Below are 18,860 nucleotides of genomic sequence, written 5' to 3' on the forward strand. Positions count from 1 at the left end.
AAGTTCCGCTTCGCTTAGCCAGCGCAACCCGCCTCGCGCCCAGGGGTCCCATCCTGAACCGCCCTTCCTCGAGGAACCTGCCATGGCCGATCTATCACGCTTTCCCATCACCCAGCGCTGGCCCGCCCAGCACCCCGAGCGCCTGCAACTCTATTCGCTGCCCACGCCCAATGGCGTCAAGGTGGCCATCCTGCTGGAAGAACTCGGCCTGCCCTACGAGGTGCACCGCATCGACTTCGGCCAGGACGACCAGCACACCGCGGAATTCCTCTCGCTCAGCCCCAACAACAAGATTCCCGCCATTCTCGACCCCGAGGGTCCTGACGGTGAGCCGCTGGGATTGTTCGAATCCGGCGCCATCCTGCTCTATCTCGCGGAAAAGACCGGTCGCTTCCTGCCGCAAGACCCGGCCGTGCGCTACCAGGCCATCCAGTGGCTGATGTTCCAGATGGGCGGGATCGGTCCCATGTTCGGCCAGCTTGGCTTCTTCACCAAGTTCGCCGGCAAGGACATCGAGGACAAAAGACCCCGCGACCGCTACGTGGCCGAAGCCCGGCGCCTACTCGGGGTGCTGGACGGTCAGCTCAAGGGACGAACCTGGATCCTCGGCGATGACTATGGCATCGCCGACATCGCCACCTTCCCCTGGGTCCGCGCCCTGGTGGAGGTCTACCAGGCGGACGACCTGGTCGGCTTCCAGGACTTCGCAGAGGTGCGCCGCGTCCTGGACGCCTTCCTCGCCCGCCCGGCGGTACAGCGTGGCCTACGGATACCGGCGGCACCCTGATGCTTGCCGATCATCGCTAGAGCATCATCTCTTGCCCGCTTAAACTGCGCGGATGTCACGCTCAGAACGGCTGTTCGATCTGCTCCAGGCCTTGCGCCGGCACCGCCGCGCCGTGAGTGGCCGCGCCTTGGCGGCGGAAACCGGGGTCAGCCTGAGGACTCTGTACCGCGACATCGCCAGCCTGCAGGCCTTGGGGGCGGCCATCGAGGGTGAACCCGGGGTCGGCTATGTCCTCAAGCCGGGCTTCCTGCTGCCACCGCTGATGTTCACCCCGGAAGAGCTGGAAGCCCTGGTGCTCGGCTCGCGCTGGGTGGCCGAACGCACCGACGGCAGCCTGGCCGCGGCCGCCGGCAATGCCCTGGCGCGGATCTCCGCGGTCCTGCCGAGCGAGCTGCAAAACGAGTTGGCCATGACCACCCTGCTCATCGGGCCGAGCCGGGAAACACCGCAAAACCAGATCGATCCGGCGCTCCTGCGCCAGGCGATACGCCAGGAAACCAAGCTCACCCTGGTCTACCGCGACGCCGCCGACAGCCAGTCCCGGCGCACCATCTGGCCCTTCGCGCTGGCCTATTTCGACGCCGCCCGGGTGCTGCTGGGCTGGTGTGAGCTGCGTGAAGATTTCCGCAGCTTTCGCGCCGACCGCATCCTTTCGGTAGAGCCCAGTGAGCAGCGTTATCCGCAGCGCCGCCAGACCTTGCTCAGGGACTGGCGCAAGCAGATGGAGCGCCAGCGCAACATCCCTGTGTGACTGCTGACAGAAACTGGCAGTGGGGGTCCCTAGACTGGGCGGCATCACCCCAGAGGAGAGATGCCATGCACTACCGCACCAGTCTGATGTTCTATGTCGCCGATGTCCGTACCAGCCGGGGTTTCTACGCCAGGTTGCTCGACCTCAGCCCGGTCGAGGACGGCCCCGGTTTCGCCCTGTTCCTGCTCCCGTCCGGTCTCGCCCTGGGCCTGTGGGCGCGGGATGCCGTGGTCCCGCCGGTGAGCGCGGGCAGCGCGACCGGTGAACTGGGCTTCAAGGTAGAGAGCCTGGCGGCGGTGGATGAACTGCATGAGCTCTGGCTGGCCCGGGGCGCCGAGGTGGCCTGGCCGCCGACCGATCTGCCATTCGGCCGCAGCTTCGTCGCCCTCGATCCGGACGGCAACCGGCTAAGGGGTTACGCGGTGCATCCTGACTGAGCCCTGCCGGCCGCTACGGGCAGGGTTGCTCAGCAGTTGGCACGAGTCGCGCCAGCTGCTGGACGAGGGGTCGGCATGGTACAAATCCTACCCCTTGGCCTGTGAGCCGTTGACCTCTAAGGGTCGCCGCATCTTGACCTCGCCCACGTCCGCCCTAACGCAACTGACTGTCCTTGCTCCCGCGCCGGTTGTAGCCGCCGGCGCGCTGGTCTTCGGCATCCTGCTCGGACTGGCAACGGATGCACAGACGCACGCCCGGCACCGCCTGGCGGCGCGCCTCGGGAATGGATTCGCCGCATTCCTCGCAGTGGCTAAGACTTGCACCCCTGTGCAGGCGGCTGCGGGCGCGTTGCACCGCATCGTCCACCGTGCTGTCGATCTGCTCCTGAACCGCGCCGTCTCCGGCCCACCCGTTGGCCATGGCTGACTCCCCAATGTGCTGTCCTGATATCCGTTGGAAAGGAAGCTCGCGCAGTTGTTCGCTGTCGTCCAGCGCCCGCTGGTCGTGGTGGCGGCAACTGTCGTTGCTGGTGCTGGCCATGACGCTGGCGGGCTGTTCCAGCCGCGAGTGGCTGCGCCAGGTCACGGTGGGGCTGTGCGTGCCCGACGCGCGACTCACCGGCTCGGCATTGCCCTGTCGCCAGGTGGTCGCCAATCCCGGCTTCGCCGTGCTGCGCGCACCCGGCGAGCGCCAGCATTTCATCCTGGTGCCCTTGCGGCCCTTGCGTGGTCTGGAGAGTCCGGCGCTCTGGCAGCCCGGCCAACCCAACTGGTTCGGCCTCGCCTGGCGCCAGCGCTGGTACCTGAGCGCCTGGGGGCCGGCGCCGGTGGCCGACGACCTTGTCGGCCTTGCGCTCAATGCCCCCAGTGGGCGTAGCCAGGATCAGTTGCACGTCCACCTCGCCTGCGTGCGCCCCACGATCCGTCGGCAACTGTGGCGGCTGGCACCCGAACTGGATGAACACTGGCGCACGCTGCCGGTTAGCCTGGCCGGTGGTCGCTACCAGGCGCGACGCCTGAGCGAAGCCCAGTTGTTGGCAGCGGATTTCTTCGCAGCGCTGGCCGCTCAGCCGCCCTATCCGCTGCCCGACCCCCGGCTATCGCTGGCGCTGGTCGCCTTGCCCAGCACCGATGCCAGCCGCACGTTCCTGCTGCTGGCCGGCCGCGCGGGTAGCCAGCCCGGCGACCAGGGTTCGGCGGAACGGCTACTGGCGCCAAGCTGCCAGGGAACGTCCAAGCCCTCGGCGACTCAATAGCGCCAGCGCCAGGAGGCTGTATGCCACAGGAATTCCAGGAACTCTTCGACTTCATCGACCAGCTGCTCGCCTGGTCGGACTTCTATCTCAAGTGCGCCCTGCTGCTCGGCGGCGTCGGCATGGTCGCCGGCGCGGTGGCCTGGAGACGTTGGTGGGGCAAGGCGCTGGCCTTCGGCAGTGCGGGGCTGGGGGTGTTGGCCGCGCTCGGGCTGGATCTGCTGGGCCGGCTCTGAGGCTTTCGCCCGCCGTCTCATGGCAGTCAGATGACACTGACCGTCGCTTTCCGCCGCCAAAGCTTGAACTGTTTCACCGTCTCGCACAGAGAGCGCTACGGGTTGGCGGATAGATCGCGCCAGCTTGCTAGGGTACTGCCCCACAATAATCCGGCTTGTTCACCACGGCCTTCATCTTTTCAGCTCATATACAGACCCGACCATGCCCAAGTCCCCTTCTCGCCTGCTGTCCCGCCTCCCGTGCCTCGGCCTTTGCCTGATTGCCTCCTTCGCCGGCACCGCCAGTGCCCAGGAAAACAACACCCGCTGGGTCAGCGACAGCCTGACCACCTATGTCCGTAGCGGCCCCACCGATGGCTACCGCATCGTCGGCACCCTCAAGTCCGGGCAGAAGGTCGAATTGATCAGCACCCAGGGCGACTACAGCCAGGTGCGTGGCGAAGGCGGCAGCACCGTCTGGATTCCCAGCAGCGACCTGCAGACCAAGCCCGGCCAGGCCGAGCGCCTGCCACAACTGGAACAGCAGGTGGCCGAACTGAGCGGCCAGCTCAAGACCATCGACGACAGCTGGAAGACCCGCGTCCAGGGCATGCAGGAGACCCTGGATTCGCGCAAAAAGCAGATCGACGAACTCGAGGCCCGCCGCAAGGACCTCGACGCCCAACTCACCCAGGCCCAATCGGACCTGCGCAGCACCCAGGCCAAGCTCGGCAACGAGAACAAGCAGGCGCTGATGCAATACATGGTCTATGGCGGCAGCATCGCCGGCGCGGGTCTGCTGGCGGGGCTGATCCTGCCTTCCCTGACCCGGGGCCGGAAGAAGAACGACCGCTGGTTTTAACCTCGTCCTGGCGGCCGTGCGGAACCTGCGGCGGCGCTCCGTGCCTCAAGGAGGCACGACTTCTGCTACCGTGGCCCGACGCCTTCCGCCAAGACGAGTCCCATGGCCGACACCTCCCGCTTCCGTATCCAGCAGGTCGAGATCCTCTCCGATGACTGGGGCCTGCTGAAGAAGACCACCTTCGACTACCTGCGCCGCGACGGCAGCTGGCAACGCCAGACCCGGGAGACCTACGACCGCGGCAACGGCGCCACCATCCTGCTGTACGACCGCGAGCGGCGCACCGTGCTGCTGATCCGCCAGTTCCGCCTGCCCACCCTGGGCAACGGCCTGGACGATGGCCTGCTGGTGGAAACCCCGGCCGGCCTGCTGGACCAGGCGGCGCCCGAAGCCCGCATCAAGGCCGAGGTGGAGGAAGAGACCGGCTACCGCCTGGACAATGTGCAGCACCTGTTCGACGCCTTCATGAGCCCCGGTTCGGTGACCGAGCTGCTGCACTTCTTCGCCGGCGAATACCGCGCCGACCAACGCATCGCCGAGGGTGGCGGGCTGCAGGAGGAAGGCGAGGACATCGAATTGCTGGAATTGCCCTTCGACGAGGCCCTGGCCATGGCGCGCGATGGTCGGCTGGTGGATGGCAAGACCATCATGCTGCTGCAGTACGCCGCCCTCTATCTGTTGCCGCGCTAGCCCATGGAGGCGATCCGTAGCCGCATCGAGCGGCAGGTGATGAGCCTTACCGGGCTGTCGCTGGGCGAGGTCGACTACGAGCAGCCCCCGGGCGACCCCGGCCTCTTCGGTCCGGGCAGCATGCCCTGGCGGGTGCACAGCGACTTCACCTGCATGCTGATCGGCGGTATCGCCGCCCTGCTGATGCAGACCCTGCACCCGCTGGCCCTGGCCGGCGTCTGGGATCACTCGAAATTCCGCGAGGACATGCTCGGCCGTCTGCGGCGTACCGGCCAGTTCATCGCCGCCACCACCTTCGGCAGCCGTGGCGACGCCGACCGGCTGATCGAGCGGGTCAAGGCCATCCACAGACACATCCAGGGCCAGGCCGCCGACGGTCGCCCCTATCGCGCCGAGGACCCCGCCCTGCTGACCTGGGTGCACGTGGCCGAGGTCAGCCATTTCCTGGCCGCCTACCTGCGCTATTTCGATCCGCAGCTGCCGGGCGCGGAGCAGGATCGCTACTACGCCGAGATCGCCCTGGTTGCCGAGCGCCTGGGCGCTACCGAGGTCCCCCGCTCGCGGGCGGAGATCGCCGCCTATTACCAGAAGATCCGCCCCGAACTGGTCTGTGACCAGCGCAGCCGCGAGGTCTGCCGGGTGCTGCTGCAGGCGCCCGCGCCTAGCGCCCTGGCCAAGCCCTTCGGCAAGCTGATGATGAGCGCCGGTATCGACCTGCTGCCCGATTGGGCCAGTGCGGAACTGGGTTTCCAGCAGAGTCCGCTGCAACGACGGCTGATTCGTACCGGTATCGGCGCGACCGCCCCGGTGTTGCGCTGGGCGGTGCGCAATGGCTCGTCGCATCGGGCCAGACGGCGGATGGGGATCGAGGGTTGATCGCGGCCATGGCAGTCCGCCGATGCAGCCGCTCTTCCGAAGGCTAATGGAAACGAACACCTGCTCGGACAGCCCCTCTCCCCTTGGGAGAGGGTTGGGGTGAGGGCACGCCTCGCGACGAAGTCTCAGTGGAAAAGGCTGCGCCGTTTTCCACGCTACGGCTCTACACCGCGTAGGTTGGGTTGAGACGGCTCCATCGTCGAAGCCCAACAGCCCGGATGTCAGAGGTGCCAGCGGACGATATCCGCCCTGTCCTACAACATCCGCACCTTGATCGACCGCCCCTTGATCTTGCCCTCGCTCAGCCGCTGCAGGGCCTGGCGGGCGATGTCTCTTTCCACGGCGACGAACGCCTGGTGGTCGAACAGGGTGATCTTGCCAATCTTGGCGCCGGGCAGGCCGGCGTCGCCGGTCAGGGCGCCGAGGATGTCGCCGGGACGCAGCTTGTCCTTCTTGCCCGCCGCCAGGGCCAGGGTGTGCATCGCCGGCACCAGCGGCTCGGGGGTGTCGCGTAGCGCGCCGAGCGGTTGCCAATCCAGCGGCGCACCCTGCTGGGTCTCGATGGCCTGGGCGCGGCTGGCCTCGGCCGGCGCCACCAGCGACAGCGCCATACCCTGTTCGCCAGCCCGACCACTGCGGCCGATACGGTGTACGTGCACCGCCGGATCGCGGGACAGCTCGACGTTGATCACCGCCTCCAGGCCTGCCACGTCGATACCGCGGGCGGCCACGTCGGTGGCCACCAGCACGCAAAGGCTGCGATTGGCGAACATCGCCAGCACCTGGTCACGCTCGCGCTGCTCCAGATCACCGTGCAGGGCGGCGGCGGAGATGCGCTGGGCGTGCAGTGCCTCGACCACCTCCTGGCACTGCTGGCGGGTCTGGCAGAAGGCCACGGCGCTGGCCGGACGATAATGCCGCAGCAACCGCACCACGGCGGCCAGGCGGTCCTGGGCGGCGATTTCGTAGAAGCGCTGGCGGATCTGGGTCTCGCTGTGCTGGCTTTCGACGCTGATGCGCAGCGGTGCCCGCAGGTAATCCTGAGCCAGCCGCTCGATACCGTCCGGGTAGGTCGCGGAAAACAGCAGCGTCTGCCGACGCTCCGGAGTCTGCCGCAGGATGTCGGCGATGGCGTCGATGAAACCCATGTCGAGCATGCGATCGGCTTCGTCGAGCACGGCGACGTTGAGGCCGTCGAGCACCAGGGTGCCTTTGCGCAGGTGCTCCTGCACCCGGCCCGGGGTACCGACGATCACCTGGGCGCCGTGCTCCAGGGAGGCGATCTGCGGCCCCAGCGGCATGCCGCCGCAGAGGGTCAGGATCTTGAGGTTGGCCGTGGCCCGCGCCAACCGGCGCAATTCGCGGGCCACCTGGTCCGCCAGCTCGCGGGTCGGGCACAGCACCAGTGCCTGGCAACCGAAATAGCGTGGATTGAGACCGGTCAGCAGGCCGATGCCGAAGGCGGCCGTCTTGCCCGAACCGGTCTTGGCCTGGGCGATGAGGTCCTGGCCCTTGAGGATGATGGGCAGGCTGGCCGCCTGGATGGGCGTCATGTCCAGGTAGCCGAGATCGGCCAGGTTGGCCTGCATGGCATCGGCCAGTGGCAGGGTATCGAAGGATGCGGGCACGGGAGTCCTGTGAAACGGCTCGTAAAGGTTTGCCAGTCTAGCAGAAGGGCACCCGCGTACCTGCGCGTGGACGCTGGCGGGGAGCCTACCTATGCTAAGGAGGACGCCCACTCAAGGAAGCCTCTCCATGTTCGACCGGCCCCTACTCTATACCCACCCCATGTCGCGCGGACGTATCGTGCGCTGGCTACTGGAGGAGCTTGGCCAACCCTACGACGTCCAGCGGATCGACTATGGGCCGGCGATGAAATCGGCGGCCTACCGGGCGATCAACCCCATGGGCAAGGTGCCGGCGTTGCGCCATGGCCCCGTGGTGGTGACCGAAACCCCCGCCATCTGCGCCTATCTGGCCGATGTCTTTCCCGCCGCCGGCCTCGCTCCGCCGCTGAACGATCCCGCTCGCGGTACCTACTATCGCTGGCTGTTCTTCGCCGCCGGTCCGCTGGAAGCCGCCACCACCAACCAGGCCTTGGGCGTCACCCTGCCCGACGATCCGCAGAAGCGTGGTGCGGTGGGCTATGGCAGTCTCGCCGAGGTGCTCGATACTCTCGACGCCGCCCTGGCACCCGGCGAATACCTAGTCGATGACCGCTTCACCGCCGCCGACGTCTACGTCGGCGCCCATCTCGCCTGGGGTATGGCCTTCGGCACCGTCGAGAAGCGGCCTAACTTCGAGCGCTATGTCGCCGGCCTGGTAGCCCGCCCCGCCGCCGTACGCGCCCGCGAACTGGACGACGCCGACCTCGACTGACGCCTGCGTATCGGCGTCCGAGGGCGCGGTATCGACTTCCGCCGTTCGCCCCGGCGCGGGAACGGGTCCGTCTAGTAGGGCTCAATATCTCCGATGACCACCGGAGAACACCATGAGCGACGCCGACCAGAAGACCTACGACAACCCCAGCAACACCCCGCCGCCGGACGAGCTGCCCTATGCGGACATGGAGCCGGAGGAATTTCCCGATGATCCCGACGTGGCCGGCCAGACCGAATCGGGCACTCCCGGCTGAGTCTTAGGTTCTATACGAAAAATCGCCGAGCGACGGTCAGGCGAGGCGAAAAGCGCTGAGGAAGCGGACCGGGCTCGCGAACGAGTTTACGGGTGGTAAATGAGCATTGCGACCGGGCTGGCGATCCAGGCGTTTTTCAACGAAGCATCACCGAGCGCAGGCATTTTTCGTACAGAACCTAGTCCAGAGACCCGAGGACGAGGCCCCTCGTCCTCGGTCGTCCTAGATACAGTGCCTTGAGCAACTGCATAGGTTTGACTGTGTCTCTGGCTGCCGCGAAGATGGCCGGGCGTTTTCGCGTCGGGCCCCTTTCGCATGCTTTCCACCAAGGTTCCTTTACTTCTGCGCAGCCTGCTCGGTCGGCTGGTACGTATCGCCATCGCCTCGGGCGTGACCTATCAGGCCTTCGATCGCCTGCTCCGCCAGACCTACTTCGAGGTGGCGCGCGATTTCGAGCCGCTGCGCGACAAGCCGAATTCGGACAGCCGCATCTCGGTGCTGACCGGCTTGCCACGCCGCGAGGTGCGCGCCCTACGCGACGCCAAACCCGAGCAATCCTGCGGTACACCCAGCCTGGAATGGCAGGTGCTCAGCGCCTGGACCTCGCGCCTGGACCTGCTCGATGCCGACGGTAATCTACGGCCCTTGCCACGGACCCAGCGCCGGGGCGGCGAGCAGAGTTTCGATGCGCTGGTGGCCAGCGTCGGCAGCGACGTCCGGGCGCGTACGGTCTTGGACGAATGGCTGCGCAAGGGGTATGTCCACCTCGACGAGGACGACCGCGTAGTGCTCACCCCGCGCTCACTGCTGCGCGGTACTGAAAGCCAGGAAGGTGCCGGTCGCCTGTTGGCCCATTTCACTGGTGACCTGCTGGCCGGCTTCGAACGCCGCTACCTGCAGGATCGCGCAGCCCCCGACTTCACCTTCCACGTGGTCTACGGCCATGGGCTGACCGAGGATTCGGCGCTCACGCTGTACCAAGCCGCCTACGATGAATCCATGCAGCTCCTCAACCGCCTCAATCGCCTGGTCGTCGAACACGAAGCCCGCGACGCCGGCGAGGCCGATGCCACCCAGAGGGTCACGCTGGGCTTCGGCGGCTATCGGGTGGAACAAGACCGGGATGCGGGACTGGTGCTGGGGCGAGAGGATTAGCGCCAGCAGTCGGTGACCTCACCCTTGGACACCTTCTTGACGCCCTGGGCATTGAGGCTCAGGTTGCCACAGACGTCATTGGCCTGGGTGCCCTTGGGCTGTGCGGTCAGCACATAGGGGCCATCGCTGGTATAGCCCGGGCTCCCGGCGGCATTGGTCGCCAGGCTCAGCTCGTAGTAGCCACTCGGCGACAGCACCGTCTGACTGCCTGCGGCCGTCTTGCTGTTGACGATATTGAGATCGCTGACCTTGTTCGTATAGGCGTTGTTCTGCGCGTAGTAACGCTCCATCCGCGCCGCCGCCTCGTTGAGCAGCGCCTGCCCTTCGCTGCGATGGGAGCGCAGCACGTAGCTTTGATAGCTCGGATAGGCAATGGCCGCCAGGATGCCGACGATCGCCACGGTGATCATCAGTTCGATGAGGGTAAAGCCTCGTGCTCGCATCGCTACCTCAGGGTTCCGGATTCTGGTTAGACAGAGTACGCCAGGTTTGGCGCTCTTGGAGTCTATTCAACGGTACGCCCCCGCCGCCACCACCACCACCACCACCACCACCAGCGCCGCTATCAGCTTGTGATCCCTCGTTACTGCCCGGCAGTACGGTACCCCCCACACTGATAGGACCGCTGCCGTACACAAAGGCATTCAGTCCGCCCAACAGCCCCGCCATTTGCAGGCGCGCGTAGCGCAGCTGGCTGCCGAGCTGCAGGTGATCGGTGCCTCCGCCCGTATAGGGATCCACTGCATAAAGGTAGGTAACGGCGCCCGAATCGCAAGGATTATCGTTGGGCACCAGCGAGGCGGCGAGCAGGGTATCCGCCAGATAGCGCGGTGTGGTGACGATCATCTCTCCCGTCGGCGGCAGATTGAGGTACCAGCCGTACTTGCCGCTCTTGTTGCTATCGCTATACCAGTCCACCGCGTTGGTGCTCAAGGTATTGGCCGTCGTGGTGATCGAGGCCTGGGACGTGCTGGTATAGGTGATCTGGGTATCGCTACCCAGGGTCTGTACCTGCAGATTCGCCGTGGTCAGGGTGGGCGTGCTGCTGGCGGTCTCCCCCGCGGTCTGGCGATCCCAGATGCCGTAGAGACTCATGGTCTTGTCGGTCACGGCCGTGGCGTCCCCCGTCTCCAGGTACTTGCCGGTGCCAAAGAGCAGCAAATGACCAATGCCCGAGGGATGCCGCAACGGAATGGGCGCCGCGGTGATGGCCTGGACCTGATTGGCATCGCCACTGGTGTAACGAGAGGCACGAGCGCGGTACAGCGGTGCGCCGCCAAAGGCTATCTTGAAGTTACTCAGGGTAGCGCTGGCCTTGAGTTCGGTACCGATCAGATCGAAGCGCCACAGATTGCCATGCAGATCGCCAGCGTAGACATAGTCGACGATCAGATCGCCATCGACGTCCACCGCTGCCGGTGCGGCCAGGCCGTTGGGCGTGGTCACGCCGTCGTTAGGCTCAGGCGTGAGCGCAGCGAGGCGTCGGCCGGTCTTGACGTCCAGGGCATAAAGCACCGCCTTGTCGTTGGCGCCGTTATAGCCGTTGGCGAGCAGCACGGCCCAATTGCCGGTGTGCAGGCGAACGATCTCAGGTTTGCCGTAGGTCAGGCCCAGCTCGCTGAAATCTGGGTCACTGGCACTGCGTTCCCAGAGCACCTTGGGATCGGCGGGGTCGGTGATGTCCAGGGCGAATACCGCCTTGCCGCCACCGCGCAGGGTACCGATCAGGACCGTGTGCCAGGCATTGTCGTAGTAGACATCCTGTACCGCTGGCGAGCCGTCCACGTAGAACTGGTGGGTGCTGCTGGTATAACCCGGATCGGTGAGCTTGTAGAGATTGGGAATCACGGCGCTCGGCACGAAGGCGAAAGCCTCGTCACCGTTGTCGTCGAAGGCGTGCAGCATGCCATCGTTGGCGCCGACGTAGATACGCGTCGCCCGCTGGGCCCACTGCTGCCGGAAGGCGTTGTAGCTGCCGGGACTGCCGAGTGCATTCATCCTGGCCGTGGGGCTGCTGGGAGTGCTAACCAAGGCTGGCGTGGAATTGATGATATCCCCGAGCAGATGGTTGCGCAGGCGCAGGAACGGCGTTGCCGTCTGGCTCTCCTTGCTGCGATCGCCGCGTAGATAGTTGAGCCGGGCCTCGCCATAGGTATCGCGGGTGCCATTCGCGTTGCGATTCAGCGCCGCCTTCTGGTCGTCACTCAGGTTGCTCCAGAGGAACGGCTGACGCACGCCGCCAACGCTCATGTACACCTTGCGAGTGGCCTGGTTGCCCGTACCGTAGGCAGCATCCAGGCGACTCTGGGCGCTCCAGACCCGGGTAGTGCCGGTAGCGGTGCGCAGATTCTTGGTGAGGTTGCCACTCCAGTCGCTGCTGGAAAAGCTGGGCACATAGGTGTAGTTGGAGCTCTGGGTGCTGTCCAGCAGAGGCGACGACGCCTGGCCGGCGCTGGCCGTGTTGGTCTGGGCGATGCGATTGACCACCTGATTCAGGGAATCGACCAGGCCATTGGCATCGTCGGCACTGAAGAAATCCCCGCGGGAATTGATCGCCGCGTGCCAGAGGTCGTAGACGTTGTTGTCGCTGTCGCTGCTGGCCGGAGGCCAGGTCATGCTGGGACTGTAGCCGCCAGCAAAGGTACTGCCGCCCCAGGCGGGATTGGTCAGCGACGAACTCAGGCCGAAGCCGACGGTATAGGTGACCAGGTGCTGCCAGGTCGCCGGGTCGTTCTTCGGATTCCAGTACTGGATTTTCGTGTTGGCATTGGCGTCGCGAAGGTAAGGCGCCAGCTTGTTCGGGATGTTGGGTTGGGCATCGCTGGCCCAGTATTTGAACGCCAGATCGGCCAGGGTATTGCCGGTATTGTCGGTGAACGGCCCCTGGTCCGATGCGTACTCCACGCCATCCGGCAGGGTTCGACCGCTGCCGTCCACGTTCCCTACGTTGAAGCTGTCCGAATTCCACTTACCGTCGGTCATCATGATCTGATAACTCGGCCGGCAGGCGTATTCGGGACTCTGGGTCACCCCGGGATTCTTGGCATAGGGCCCTTCGCTACCGCCGACCTGCAGAAAGCGACCAGCACGATCCATGGCGCTGCGCAGGGGCGTACCCGTGTTGAAGTTGATATCGCCCAACCACTTGAAGAAGTTGGCGCGGGCCTGGCCGTCGAAGGTGCGCAGCAGGTTGCTGCCGCGATAGCTGATGCCCGAGCAGTCGTTGCTGGAATTGAGGGTGGTGCAGTTGCTGAGGTCCTGCCAGGTCACCCGTACCGTATTGGAAAATTGCGAGAAGGCGAGATTGGCCGACGACTGCATGCTCAGCGCGCGATTGCGGTAGAAGGCATACCAGATGGCGAAGTTCTGTCGGTCGGCGGCAGAGCTGGGATTCACCAGGGTGTAGCAGGCGTCGTTCGAGGTTCTACAGCTGGTGTTATCGCTGTTGAACACATAGTAGTAGGCCGGCACGCCCGTCTCGGTTTTATCACTTCCCCAGCTATAGAAATCCGCTCTGGGGTTTTCCGCCAGATAATAGATCGTCCCGGTAGCGCCGCCGTAGTTGGTCCCGGCGTTGTAGTTCGTATCCTGGCCACGCGCGGTGTCGTATTCCCAGGCCACGCGATAGTCCCTGCTCAGGTCCACCGTGCCGGCCCCCGGCCGGAAGCCATTCACGTACACCTTGGTGAAGTCGAAGCCGCTACCACTGCTGACCGGATAGTCCGCAACCGTCAGCACACCATTGCTGAAGGTGACCTTCTTCGGCACGGCATAGGTCACCGCCGGGTTGTAGTACATGGCATTGAAGGCCGACGACTTGACCCGTCGCGTGACGCGCAGGTTGTTGGCGCTGTAGCCCAGCGAGTCGGGAATGAAGCCCCACTTCATGCTGTTGGAGTTGTCCAGCGTCACGATGATGTTGGGATCGACACCCGTCGTGAGAAACAGCGGTTGCTGGCCGATATTCAGGTTGCTGGCGCTGGCGCCGCCGGCTGCACCGAGCAGGGCCAGCAGCGCCAGGCGGGAGGACGAAAGGTTCATTGGACCTCCAGCTTGACGATGCTCTGCAGGATGACCGGGAAGCGCGCTCCGCCACTGCGGGCTACCGCCGTGACCCGGTAGTAGTAGGCGCCGCTGCCCTGGTAGGCAGCGGCGAGGCTGGGGTTGCTGCTCTCGGCGATCACCGTGACCACCCAACGCGGCGCCAGGCGATAGCGGGATTGGCCATCGAAACCCTGGTAGCCCAGGGAGGTATCGGCCGGCAGTTCGGTGAGTGTTTGCAGCGCGGTCTTGGCCCAGCTCTGCACCTTGGCCTGGGTATCCAGGTCATGCTCCTCGCTGAGGATGCACAGATTCGCGGTGGTGGCCGCCAGGGTGGTCGCGCTGGTCTTGCAGGAGTCGAAACCGGCACTGGCGCTGGCGAAGGCCGCCGTGCCACGCAGCACGCTCAGGCGCCGCTCGGCCTCGCGAAGGGCGGACTCGGCGGCGTTGTAGGCACGCTTCTGCTCGGAAACGTTGCCGCCCACGCGATTCTGCAGGGTGGTTTCTCTCATGCTGGTGATGGCCAGCAGGGTAAGCAGCAGCAACATGACCAAGGCGACCAGGAGGACCGCGCCCCCTTGGCGGTGGGCTGAAAGAGGCTTCATGGCATCAGATTCCGCAAGGTGACACTGCCCTGGACGATCTGCAGTACCTGGCCGCTGGCGCCCTCGGGAGGCTCGCGTCCCGTCAGGGTCTTCCAGTTCGCCGCCATGGTATTGGCGATGCCGTCGGTCACCGCGCGACTGGAAAACAGCGCGGCATAGCGAATCGCCTGGCTCTGCGCAGCCGGTGACGGCGGCTTGAACCAGACGAAGTCCGCCAGGCCCGCGGCGATGACCTGGGCCGGCTTGCCCTGGGCGCTGCATTGCAGACTGCCGCGTCCGGCAATCCCATTGGGATCGGCGACATAGCTGATGCGGGTCAGGACCTCGGTGCCGTTAGGGCCAGCGGCAGGGATAGGATTACCAAGGCAATCGGTATCGGTGCCCTTCACGTCTCCCCGGTAGCGAAAGCACAGGCCAGTCTTGTCGCTGGTGAGGGCGACCGCCTGCCCAGGGTCCATGGCCGGGCAACCATCACCGGCCGCCCGTGCTGAAAAGGCGAACGCCAGGGTCGTCTGGCTGATGGGATTGGCGCGAAAGCCCGCCCGCGCCAGTTGCTGGTCGAGCAACAGCAGCGCGGTCCGGCCGTTTTCCTCGTTGCTGACCTGGCCTTCCTGGAACAGCGCGTGTCTCTTGTTGTTCAGGTACAGCTGGGTCACCGCCAGGATGAGAAAGGTACTCAGAGTCAAGGCCACCATCAGCTCGATGATGGAGAGGCCCCCTTGCCTTGCCTTCATAGCTCACCCCTCAGGGTGTAGAAGCACACGCCACCGCTGCAGCTCGCGCTATTGCCGGTATTGTCCTGCCAGGCGAGGACGATCATCACCATGGAAGCACTGGGCGACACGCAGGCATCGGTATCGTTGTAGGGCGCGGTGCTGCCCAGTTGGGGGGGCTTGCGCGTCGGGCAGACTGCGAAGTTGGCCTTGATCAGGGCATCGGTCACCGGCAGCAGCGTCTTGACCTGCTGCAACCAACAGCTGAGGTCCTTGCCGGCCAGGCTGCTGCCGCCCGCACTGCGGTCGAGCGTGGCGCAGGTGCCATCGGCCGCCTCCAGCGCCACGCTGGCGAAGTCCCCGCCGGCCTGCTTGGCGTAGGGGCTCGCGGTGTTGAAGCTGTCACCGCTCAGGGCCGCGGCCGGATTGCTACGCATCAGCTCCAGCAGCTCGCTGGCCAGCATGATCGCGTTGTTGCGCTGGATGGCATCCTGGGACAGCACCAGGCTGCGCGATTGCAGCGCCACCAGGCCCAGCACGCCGATGCAGATGATCACCAGGCTGACCAGCACCTCGATCAGGCTGAAGCCCGCCATGGGGGTCTTGCACCTTAGCTGCATCCGCGCGTGCTCGCCGACGTGGGAGTGAAGTCGCTCACCGCGGTATAGCCGCCCTGGCTGATGGTGAGTGCCTTGCCTGAGGTGTGGGTGTCATTGGTGGCGCAGAGCAGGATGGTGAAGGGCGCGGCCAGGGTGCCATTGGGCCTGAAGGTCAGGCGGGTGGCGGTGCCGACACTGCTGATGCCGCTGGGTGCGAGGCCACTGCCTTCGAAGGCCCGCAGCGTTTCCACGTCGCCCACGACGGTGCTGCTGGCCGTGGTGACCTTGAGCGCGCCGGACCAGTTGTTGACGCTCGGCGCCTCCACACTGACGTTCAGGCCCCGCGTCAGGGCTTCGCTGCGCGCGTAGTTGAGCAGATTAGTCAGCTCATTTGCCGCCACGGTCACACGATTGGACCGAGTCAAGGCGCCGAAGCCAGGCGCAGCGATGGCGACCAGGATGCCCACCAAGGCCATGACTATCATCAATTCGGTAAGAGTAAAGCCTGCAGCCTTCTTCACGCCAGGTCTGCCTTGTGTCTATCGAGGAAAGCGAGATGCTGCGCCTGACCTAGAGCAAAATCAGCATCAGAGGGATGTTCGGCCGTATGGGCGGGATGACTGGCCGGGCCTTGAGGGCGAATCCCGGATGAGCGAGTCGCCACTGATTAGCTTCATTTTAGGTAAATAAAGCCACCTACTAATATGCCATCTAACGTTATGAAAACCGCCCCGAGCGCTCTACCTCAATGGTTTCAGCCGTTTTACACGGAAAAATGGTCACTCTAATGATGAGCAGGCAGGCCCTGTGACCCGCAGAAATGATCCGTCGCTACGGCGCTTCTTCAGCGACTGTCGGCCGGTCCAGCCGCCCCGTTCTCCAGGGTCACTACAGGACCATCCGGACCTGAAGTGCGCCTCGCCTGAGCAAGCACGTCGTCGATTACCTAGCTCCTCCGAATTCATTGATTGAATGAACAACCAATAAACTTATATTGAAGTTTTTTAATTGAAGCCCCAAACAATAAAAGCCCTTTCAAGCACCAACTTCTCATTCATGGCGGAGCAAGTCACCCATAACTAGCCAAACCGGGTGTTATTGTTCTAAAAAGAACAAGCCTATTTCTCCGCACCGCGCCGGGATGAGCGCTCCACCTGGCCTACAGGCCGCGGACGCCAAGGCACCGAGCAGCCCCTGGGCCGCATTGGTCATGCATCAGCGATAACGCAGCGGGTAACGCTTCGTTATCGAAGTGCACTTTTCCTTCATCGGACTCTGCGCCGAATTAGTTTCGTATCGCCGCTGCTTTCCTCTACCGACAATGACAAGGCCGCTATGCACGACTCGAAGAAAATCGATTATTCGCTGAATGACACCGACACGTCCGCGCCCCATTCCGCTCTGGATAACGCCGCCATCATTTCCGCCTATCGGCGCTGGGCCAATGTCTATGATCGGGTGTTCGGTGGTGTCTCGGCGCCCGGACGCAAGCGTGCAGTAGCGGCGGTCAACGCCCTGGCGGGCACCCGGGTGCTGGAGGTCGGCGTGGGCACCGGTCTCGCCCTGCCCCACTACGGCGCCGACAAGCGTGTCACCGGCATCGACCTGTCACCGGACATGCTGGCCAAGGCCCGGGAGCGCGTCGCCCGTGATGACATCACCACCGTGGAGGCCCTGCTCGAAGCCAACGCCGAGGACACCGGCCTGCCCACCGGCTCCTTCGATATCGCCGTGGCCATGTTCGTGGCTTCCGTCGTGCCCAATCCGCGCAAGCTGATGCAGGAGATGCGCCGAGTGGTGAAGCCGGGTGGCCACCTGCTGCTGGTCAATCATTTCCAGGCCGAAAGCGGTCTGCGCCTGCTGGCGGAAAAGGCCCTGGCGCCGGCCTCGCGCAAGCTCGGCTGGCACCCGGATTTCGCCATGGCGTCCATACTCTCCCGCGAAGACCTGCGCCGCGCCAGCCGCAGCAGCGTGCCGCCGTTCGGGCTGTTCACCCTGGTGCAGCTGACCAACGACTAGCCGGCGCCCTACTCCACCCGATACCCCCGCCCCGCTAGGCAGGCGGCCAGCGCCTGGCGAAAACGCTGGGTCAGATAGGGATCAGCCACCGCTCCGGGGCGTTCGGGATCGAAACCCGAATCACCGGCGGCGTAGCGGCGGCAGTCATATCTGTCCGTGGCATAACGCTGGGGTGACTGGCCCTGCAGGGGATAGGCGGTGACGTCATAGGCGTCGTAGCTTGCGGTGGGCGGCGCGCTCGGAACCGACACGGGTACCGGCGCGGTGGGATCGGCGACGGTGACGAAGCCGCCACCCGGATCAGTACGGTAGTAGCTGCCGGCCGCGAAATAATAGGTGGTGCCGCCCATCCACAGCGTCTCGGCGAAATCCGGCAACACGCTGACCCTGACCCCGGTCGGCGGCAGAACCACTACGTAACGCGGGCCCTGGGGGCGATACCAGTAGCCGTCGGCATAGTAGTACTGGCTATCCCGGTACCAGACGCGGGTGAAGCCGGCGGGTACGCCCGGCACCTCGAAGCCGGGGCGCCACTGCGGATGCCGGCCCCAACCCGGTCGGCCAGCTTGCCAGTCCTGGCCGTAGTCGGGCCGTGGTGGCGGCGGATAGCCGGGCGCGGCATAACCCGGACGTGGCGGAGGAGCCGGACGCTGTTGCCAGGTCGGCGGTGGACCCGGTGGCAAGTCGTTACGCCGCCAGTCATCCAGGGCTGGCCCAGCAGGCCTGGCCACCGGCGGGCGACGCTCCGGAGGCGGTCCGTTCCAGCGGCCAGGGCCCTGGTCAGCCGGGCCACGTCCCGGCGCGGGAGGAGCTCCGGGTGGCGGTCCAGCCGGAGCACCGGGAGGCGTGACGTAGCCACCGCCCAGGCGGATGTCGTCGGCCTGGGCCAGCGGCACGATCAGACAGCAGGCCAGGGCCGTCGCCAGCAGGGTCTGGGGCTTCATGGATGCCTCCTCGACGGGACCGTCCCATCGTCTCGACCAGTATCGCATGGGTGCCCCGGTCCTCCCTGTCGATTACCTGTCGCGCCGCCGTTCCAGGGTCTGGCGCTGCTCAGGAAGGATTGCTCGGCCAGGTCCAGCCGATCCAGCTCGGTGACGCTACGGTACCAAGAGGCACACAGCGGCTCGCGCCCACCTACTGGCAGGGTGCCGAGGACGAGTTGGGAAACCAGCAAGCCCGGTATGGCCGAGCGGACGATACTGCACGACGCCTGCACGGA

The 18,860-nt window shown here is 65.3% G+C and carries 21 protein-coding genes; 12 read left to right on the forward strand and 9 right to left on the reverse strand.

Annotation, left to right across the window (positions count from 1 at the left end; genetic code table 11):
- The first annotated feature begins 82 nt into the window (after nucleotides 1–82).
- From FAZ11_RS12130 to FAZ11_RS12140, 3 genes are all read left to right on the forward strand, one after another.
- Entirely contained in the window at nucleotides 83–787 is a 705-nt protein-coding gene (locus FAZ11_RS12130) for a glutathione S-transferase N-terminal domain-containing protein (RefSeq protein WP_058779510.1), read from the forward strand.
- 52 nt (nucleotides 788–839) lie between these two features.
- A complete protein-coding gene (locus tag FAZ11_RS12135) occupies nucleotides 840–1,538 on the forward strand; it encodes a helix-turn-helix transcriptional regulator (RefSeq protein WP_137279132.1) in 699 nt (232 codons plus the stop codon).
- Between the two features lie 65 nt (nucleotides 1,539–1,603).
- Entirely contained in the window at nucleotides 1,604–1,975 is a 372-nt protein-coding gene (locus tag FAZ11_RS12140) for a VOC family protein (RefSeq protein WP_137279133.1), read from the forward strand.
- 154 nt (nucleotides 1,976–2,129) lie between these two features.
- On the opposite strand, the gene FAZ11_RS12145 is transcribed toward FAZ11_RS12140, so the two are convergent.
- Nucleotides 2,130–2,396 carry a DksA/TraR family C4-type zinc finger protein gene (locus tag FAZ11_RS12145; protein WP_058760534.1) on the reverse strand — a complete coding sequence of 89 codons (267 nt, stop codon included), beginning with the start codon at nucleotides 2,394–2,396 and terminating at the stop codon, nucleotides 2,130–2,132.
- Nucleotides 2,397–2,514: 118 nt separating this feature from the next.
- Here FAZ11_RS12145 and FAZ11_RS12150 point away from each other — a divergent pair, with 118 nt between their 5' ends.
- The 5 genes from FAZ11_RS12150 to FAZ11_RS12170 all read left to right on the forward strand — a co-directional run bounded on the left by FAZ11_RS12150 (nucleotide 2,515) and on the right by FAZ11_RS12170 (nucleotide 5,871).
- Entirely contained in the window at nucleotides 2,515–3,231 is a 717-nt protein-coding gene (locus tag FAZ11_RS12150) for a CDP-diacylglycerol diphosphatase (protein WP_240043552.1), read from the forward strand.
- A 20-nt stretch (nucleotides 3,232–3,251) separates the two neighbouring features.
- Nucleotides 3,252–3,464, forward strand: a complete 213-nt coding sequence (locus FAZ11_RS12155) for a hypothetical protein (protein ID WP_058777647.1) — start codon at nucleotides 3,252–3,254, stop codon at nucleotides 3,462–3,464.
- Between the two features lie 202 nt (nucleotides 3,465–3,666).
- On the forward strand, nucleotides 3,667–4,305 hold the full coding sequence (locus FAZ11_RS12160) for a TIGR04211 family SH3 domain-containing protein (RefSeq protein ID WP_058760536.1): 639 nt from the start codon (nucleotides 3,667–3,669) through the stop codon (nucleotides 4,303–4,305).
- Nucleotides 4,306–4,407: 102 nt separating this feature from the next.
- Nucleotides 4,408–4,995 carry an NUDIX domain-containing protein gene (locus FAZ11_RS12165; RefSeq protein ID WP_058773992.1) on the forward strand — a complete coding sequence of 196 codons (588 nt, stop codon included), beginning with the start codon at nucleotides 4,408–4,410 and terminating at the stop codon, nucleotides 4,993–4,995.
- Between the two features lie 3 nt (nucleotides 4,996–4,998).
- Entirely contained in the window at nucleotides 4,999–5,871 is an 873-nt protein-coding gene (locus tag FAZ11_RS12170) for an oxygenase MpaB family protein (RefSeq protein WP_058773993.1), read from the forward strand.
- A gap of 254 nt (nucleotides 5,872–6,125) precedes the next feature.
- Here the strand turns inward: FAZ11_RS12170 and dbpA are convergent, their stop codons facing one another.
- Nucleotides 6,126–7,499 (reverse strand): ATP-dependent RNA helicase DbpA, encoded by a 1,374-nt coding sequence (dbpA, locus tag FAZ11_RS12175; protein ID WP_081320069.1) that lies wholly within the window; start codon nucleotides 7,497–7,499, stop codon nucleotides 6,126–6,128.
- Between the two features lie 127 nt (nucleotides 7,500–7,626).
- On the opposite strand from dbpA, the gene FAZ11_RS12180 reads away from it, so the two are divergent.
- From FAZ11_RS12180 to FAZ11_RS12185, 3 genes are all read left to right on the forward strand, one after another.
- Complete coding sequence (locus FAZ11_RS12180; protein ID WP_058773994.1) at nucleotides 7,627–8,250, forward strand: glutathione S-transferase family protein; 624 nt, start codon at nucleotides 7,627–7,629, stop codon at nucleotides 8,248–8,250.
- 112 nt (nucleotides 8,251–8,362) lie between these two features.
- Nucleotides 8,363–8,506, forward strand: a complete 144-nt coding sequence (locus tag FAZ11_RS24770; RefSeq protein WP_167371452.1) for a hypothetical protein — start codon at nucleotides 8,363–8,365, stop codon at nucleotides 8,504–8,506.
- Nucleotides 8,507–8,821: 315 nt separating this feature from the next.
- A complete protein-coding gene (locus tag FAZ11_RS12185) occupies nucleotides 8,822–9,661 on the forward strand; it encodes a DUF6502 family protein (protein WP_058773995.1) in 840 nt (279 codons plus the stop codon).
- Here FAZ11_RS12185 and FAZ11_RS12190 read toward each other — a convergent pair.
- From FAZ11_RS12190 to FAZ11_RS12215, 6 genes are read right to left on the reverse strand one after another with little or no spacing between them, the layout of a single operon-like run.
- The gene (locus FAZ11_RS12190; protein WP_081320070.1) at nucleotides 9,658–10,104 is read right to left on the reverse strand and encodes a type IV pilin protein; all 447 of its coding nucleotides are present in this window, start codon (nucleotides 10,102–10,104) and stop codon (nucleotides 9,658–9,660) included. The two genes, FAZ11_RS12185 and FAZ11_RS12190, sit on opposite strands and share 4 nt — an antisense overlap.
- Nucleotides 10,105–10,111: 7 nt before the next feature.
- Nucleotides 10,112–13,702, reverse strand: coding sequence for a pilus assembly protein (locus FAZ11_RS12195; RefSeq protein ID WP_240043553.1), 3,591 nt, complete (start codon nucleotides 13,700–13,702; stop codon nucleotides 10,112–10,114).
- Nucleotides 13,699–14,307, reverse strand: a complete 609-nt coding sequence (locus FAZ11_RS12200) for a pilus assembly PilX family protein (RefSeq protein ID WP_058774345.1) — start codon at nucleotides 14,305–14,307, stop codon at nucleotides 13,699–13,701. Before FAZ11_RS12200 ends, FAZ11_RS12195 begins: the two co-directional genes overlap by 4 nt.
- Entirely contained in the window at nucleotides 14,304–15,041 is a 738-nt protein-coding gene (locus FAZ11_RS12205) for a PilW family protein (protein ID WP_058774346.1), read from the reverse strand. Before FAZ11_RS12205 ends, FAZ11_RS12200 begins: the two co-directional genes overlap by 4 nt.
- On the reverse strand, nucleotides 15,038–15,616 hold the full coding sequence (gene pilV / locus FAZ11_RS12210; RefSeq protein ID WP_058774347.1) for a type IV pilus modification protein PilV: 579 nt from the start codon (nucleotides 15,614–15,616) through the stop codon (nucleotides 15,038–15,040). Before pilV ends, FAZ11_RS12205 begins: the two co-directional genes overlap by 4 nt.
- Before the next feature lie 14 nt (nucleotides 15,617–15,630).
- A complete protein-coding gene (locus tag FAZ11_RS12215; RefSeq protein WP_137279134.1) occupies nucleotides 15,631–16,140 on the reverse strand; it encodes a GspH/FimT family pseudopilin in 510 nt (169 codons plus the stop codon).
- 814 nt (nucleotides 16,141–16,954) lie between these two features.
- Here FAZ11_RS12215 and FAZ11_RS12220 point away from each other — a divergent pair.
- Nucleotides 16,955–17,638: a class I SAM-dependent methyltransferase gene (locus tag FAZ11_RS12220; protein ID WP_058760546.1), complete on the forward strand. Its 684-nt coding sequence runs from the start codon at nucleotides 16,955–16,957 to the stop codon at nucleotides 17,636–17,638.
- An 8-nt stretch (nucleotides 17,639–17,646) separates the two neighbouring features.
- Here FAZ11_RS12220 and FAZ11_RS12225 read toward each other — a convergent pair whose 3' ends face one another.
- Nucleotides 17,647–18,582, reverse strand: coding sequence for a DUF6515 family protein (locus tag FAZ11_RS12225; RefSeq protein WP_058774349.1), 936 nt, complete (start codon nucleotides 18,580–18,582; stop codon nucleotides 17,647–17,649).
- Between the last annotated feature and the right edge of the window lie 278 nt (nucleotides 18,583–18,860).

Origin of the sequence: Pseudomonas rhizoryzae (genome assembly GCF_005250615.1) — a bacterium.
In the GTDB taxonomy this organism is placed as follows: domain Bacteria; phylum Pseudomonadota; class Gammaproteobacteria; order Pseudomonadales; family Pseudomonadaceae; genus Chryseomonas; species Chryseomonas rhizoryzae.

Coding starts and splice junctions, on each gene's coding strand:
- FAZ11_RS12145 (WP_058760534.1), bottom strand. CDS start 2,396: ATGGCCAACGGGTGGGCCGGAGACGGCGCGGTTCAGGAGCAGATCGAC.
- FAZ11_RS12135 (WP_137279132.1), top strand. CDS start 840: ATGTCACGCTCAGAACGGCTGTTCGATCTGCTCCAGGCCTTGCGCCGG.
- FAZ11_RS12195 (WP_240043553.1), bottom strand. CDS start 13,702: ATGAACCTTTCGTCCTCCCGCCTGGCGCTGCTGGCCCTGCTCGGTGCA.
- FAZ11_RS12200 (WP_058774345.1), bottom strand. CDS start 14,307: ATGAAGCCTCTTTCAGCCCACCGCCAAGGGGGCGCGGTCCTCCTGGTC.
- FAZ11_RS12180 (WP_058773994.1), top strand. CDS start 7,627: ATGTTCGACCGGCCCCTACTCTATACCCACCCCATGTCGCGCGGACGT.
- FAZ11_RS12205 (WP_058774346.1), bottom strand. CDS start 15,041: ATGAAGGCAAGGCAAGGGGGCCTCTCCATCATCGAGCTGATGGTGGCC.
- FAZ11_RS12130 (WP_058779510.1), top strand. CDS start 83: ATGGCCGATCTATCACGCTTTCCCATCACCCAGCGCTGGCCCGCCCAG.
- FAZ11_RS12190 (WP_081320070.1), bottom strand. CDS start 10,104: ATGCGAGCACGAGGCTTTACCCTCATCGAACTGATGATCACCGTGGCG.
- FAZ11_RS12170 (WP_058773993.1), top strand. CDS start 4,999: ATGGAGGCGATCCGTAGCCGCATCGAGCGGCAGGTGATGAGCCTTACC.
- FAZ11_RS12155 (WP_058777647.1), top strand. CDS start 3,252: ATGCCACAGGAATTCCAGGAACTCTTCGACTTCATCGACCAGCTGCTC.
- FAZ11_RS12140 (WP_137279133.1), top strand. CDS start 1,604: ATGCACTACCGCACCAGTCTGATGTTCTATGTCGCCGATGTCCGTACC.
- FAZ11_RS12150 (WP_240043552.1), top strand. CDS start 2,515: ATGACGCTGGCGGGCTGTTCCAGCCGCGAGTGGCTGCGCCAGGTCACG.
- FAZ11_RS12225 (WP_058774349.1), bottom strand. CDS start 18,582: ATGAAGCCCCAGACCCTGCTGGCGACGGCCCTGGCCTGCTGTCTGATC.
- FAZ11_RS12185 (WP_058773995.1), top strand. CDS start 8,822: ATGCTTTCCACCAAGGTTCCTTTACTTCTGCGCAGCCTGCTCGGTCGG.
- pilV (WP_058774347.1), bottom strand. CDS start 15,616: ATGGCGGGCTTCAGCCTGATCGAGGTGCTGGTCAGCCTGGTGATCATC.
- FAZ11_RS12160 (WP_058760536.1), top strand. CDS start 3,667: ATGCCCAAGTCCCCTTCTCGCCTGCTGTCCCGCCTCCCGTGCCTCGGC.
- FAZ11_RS12220 (WP_058760546.1), top strand. CDS start 16,955: ATGCACGACTCGAAGAAAATCGATTATTCGCTGAATGACACCGACACG.
- FAZ11_RS12165 (WP_058773992.1), top strand. CDS start 4,408: ATGGCCGACACCTCCCGCTTCCGTATCCAGCAGGTCGAGATCCTCTCC.
- FAZ11_RS24770 (WP_167371452.1), top strand. CDS start 8,363: ATGAGCGACGCCGACCAGAAGACCTACGACAACCCCAGCAACACCCCG.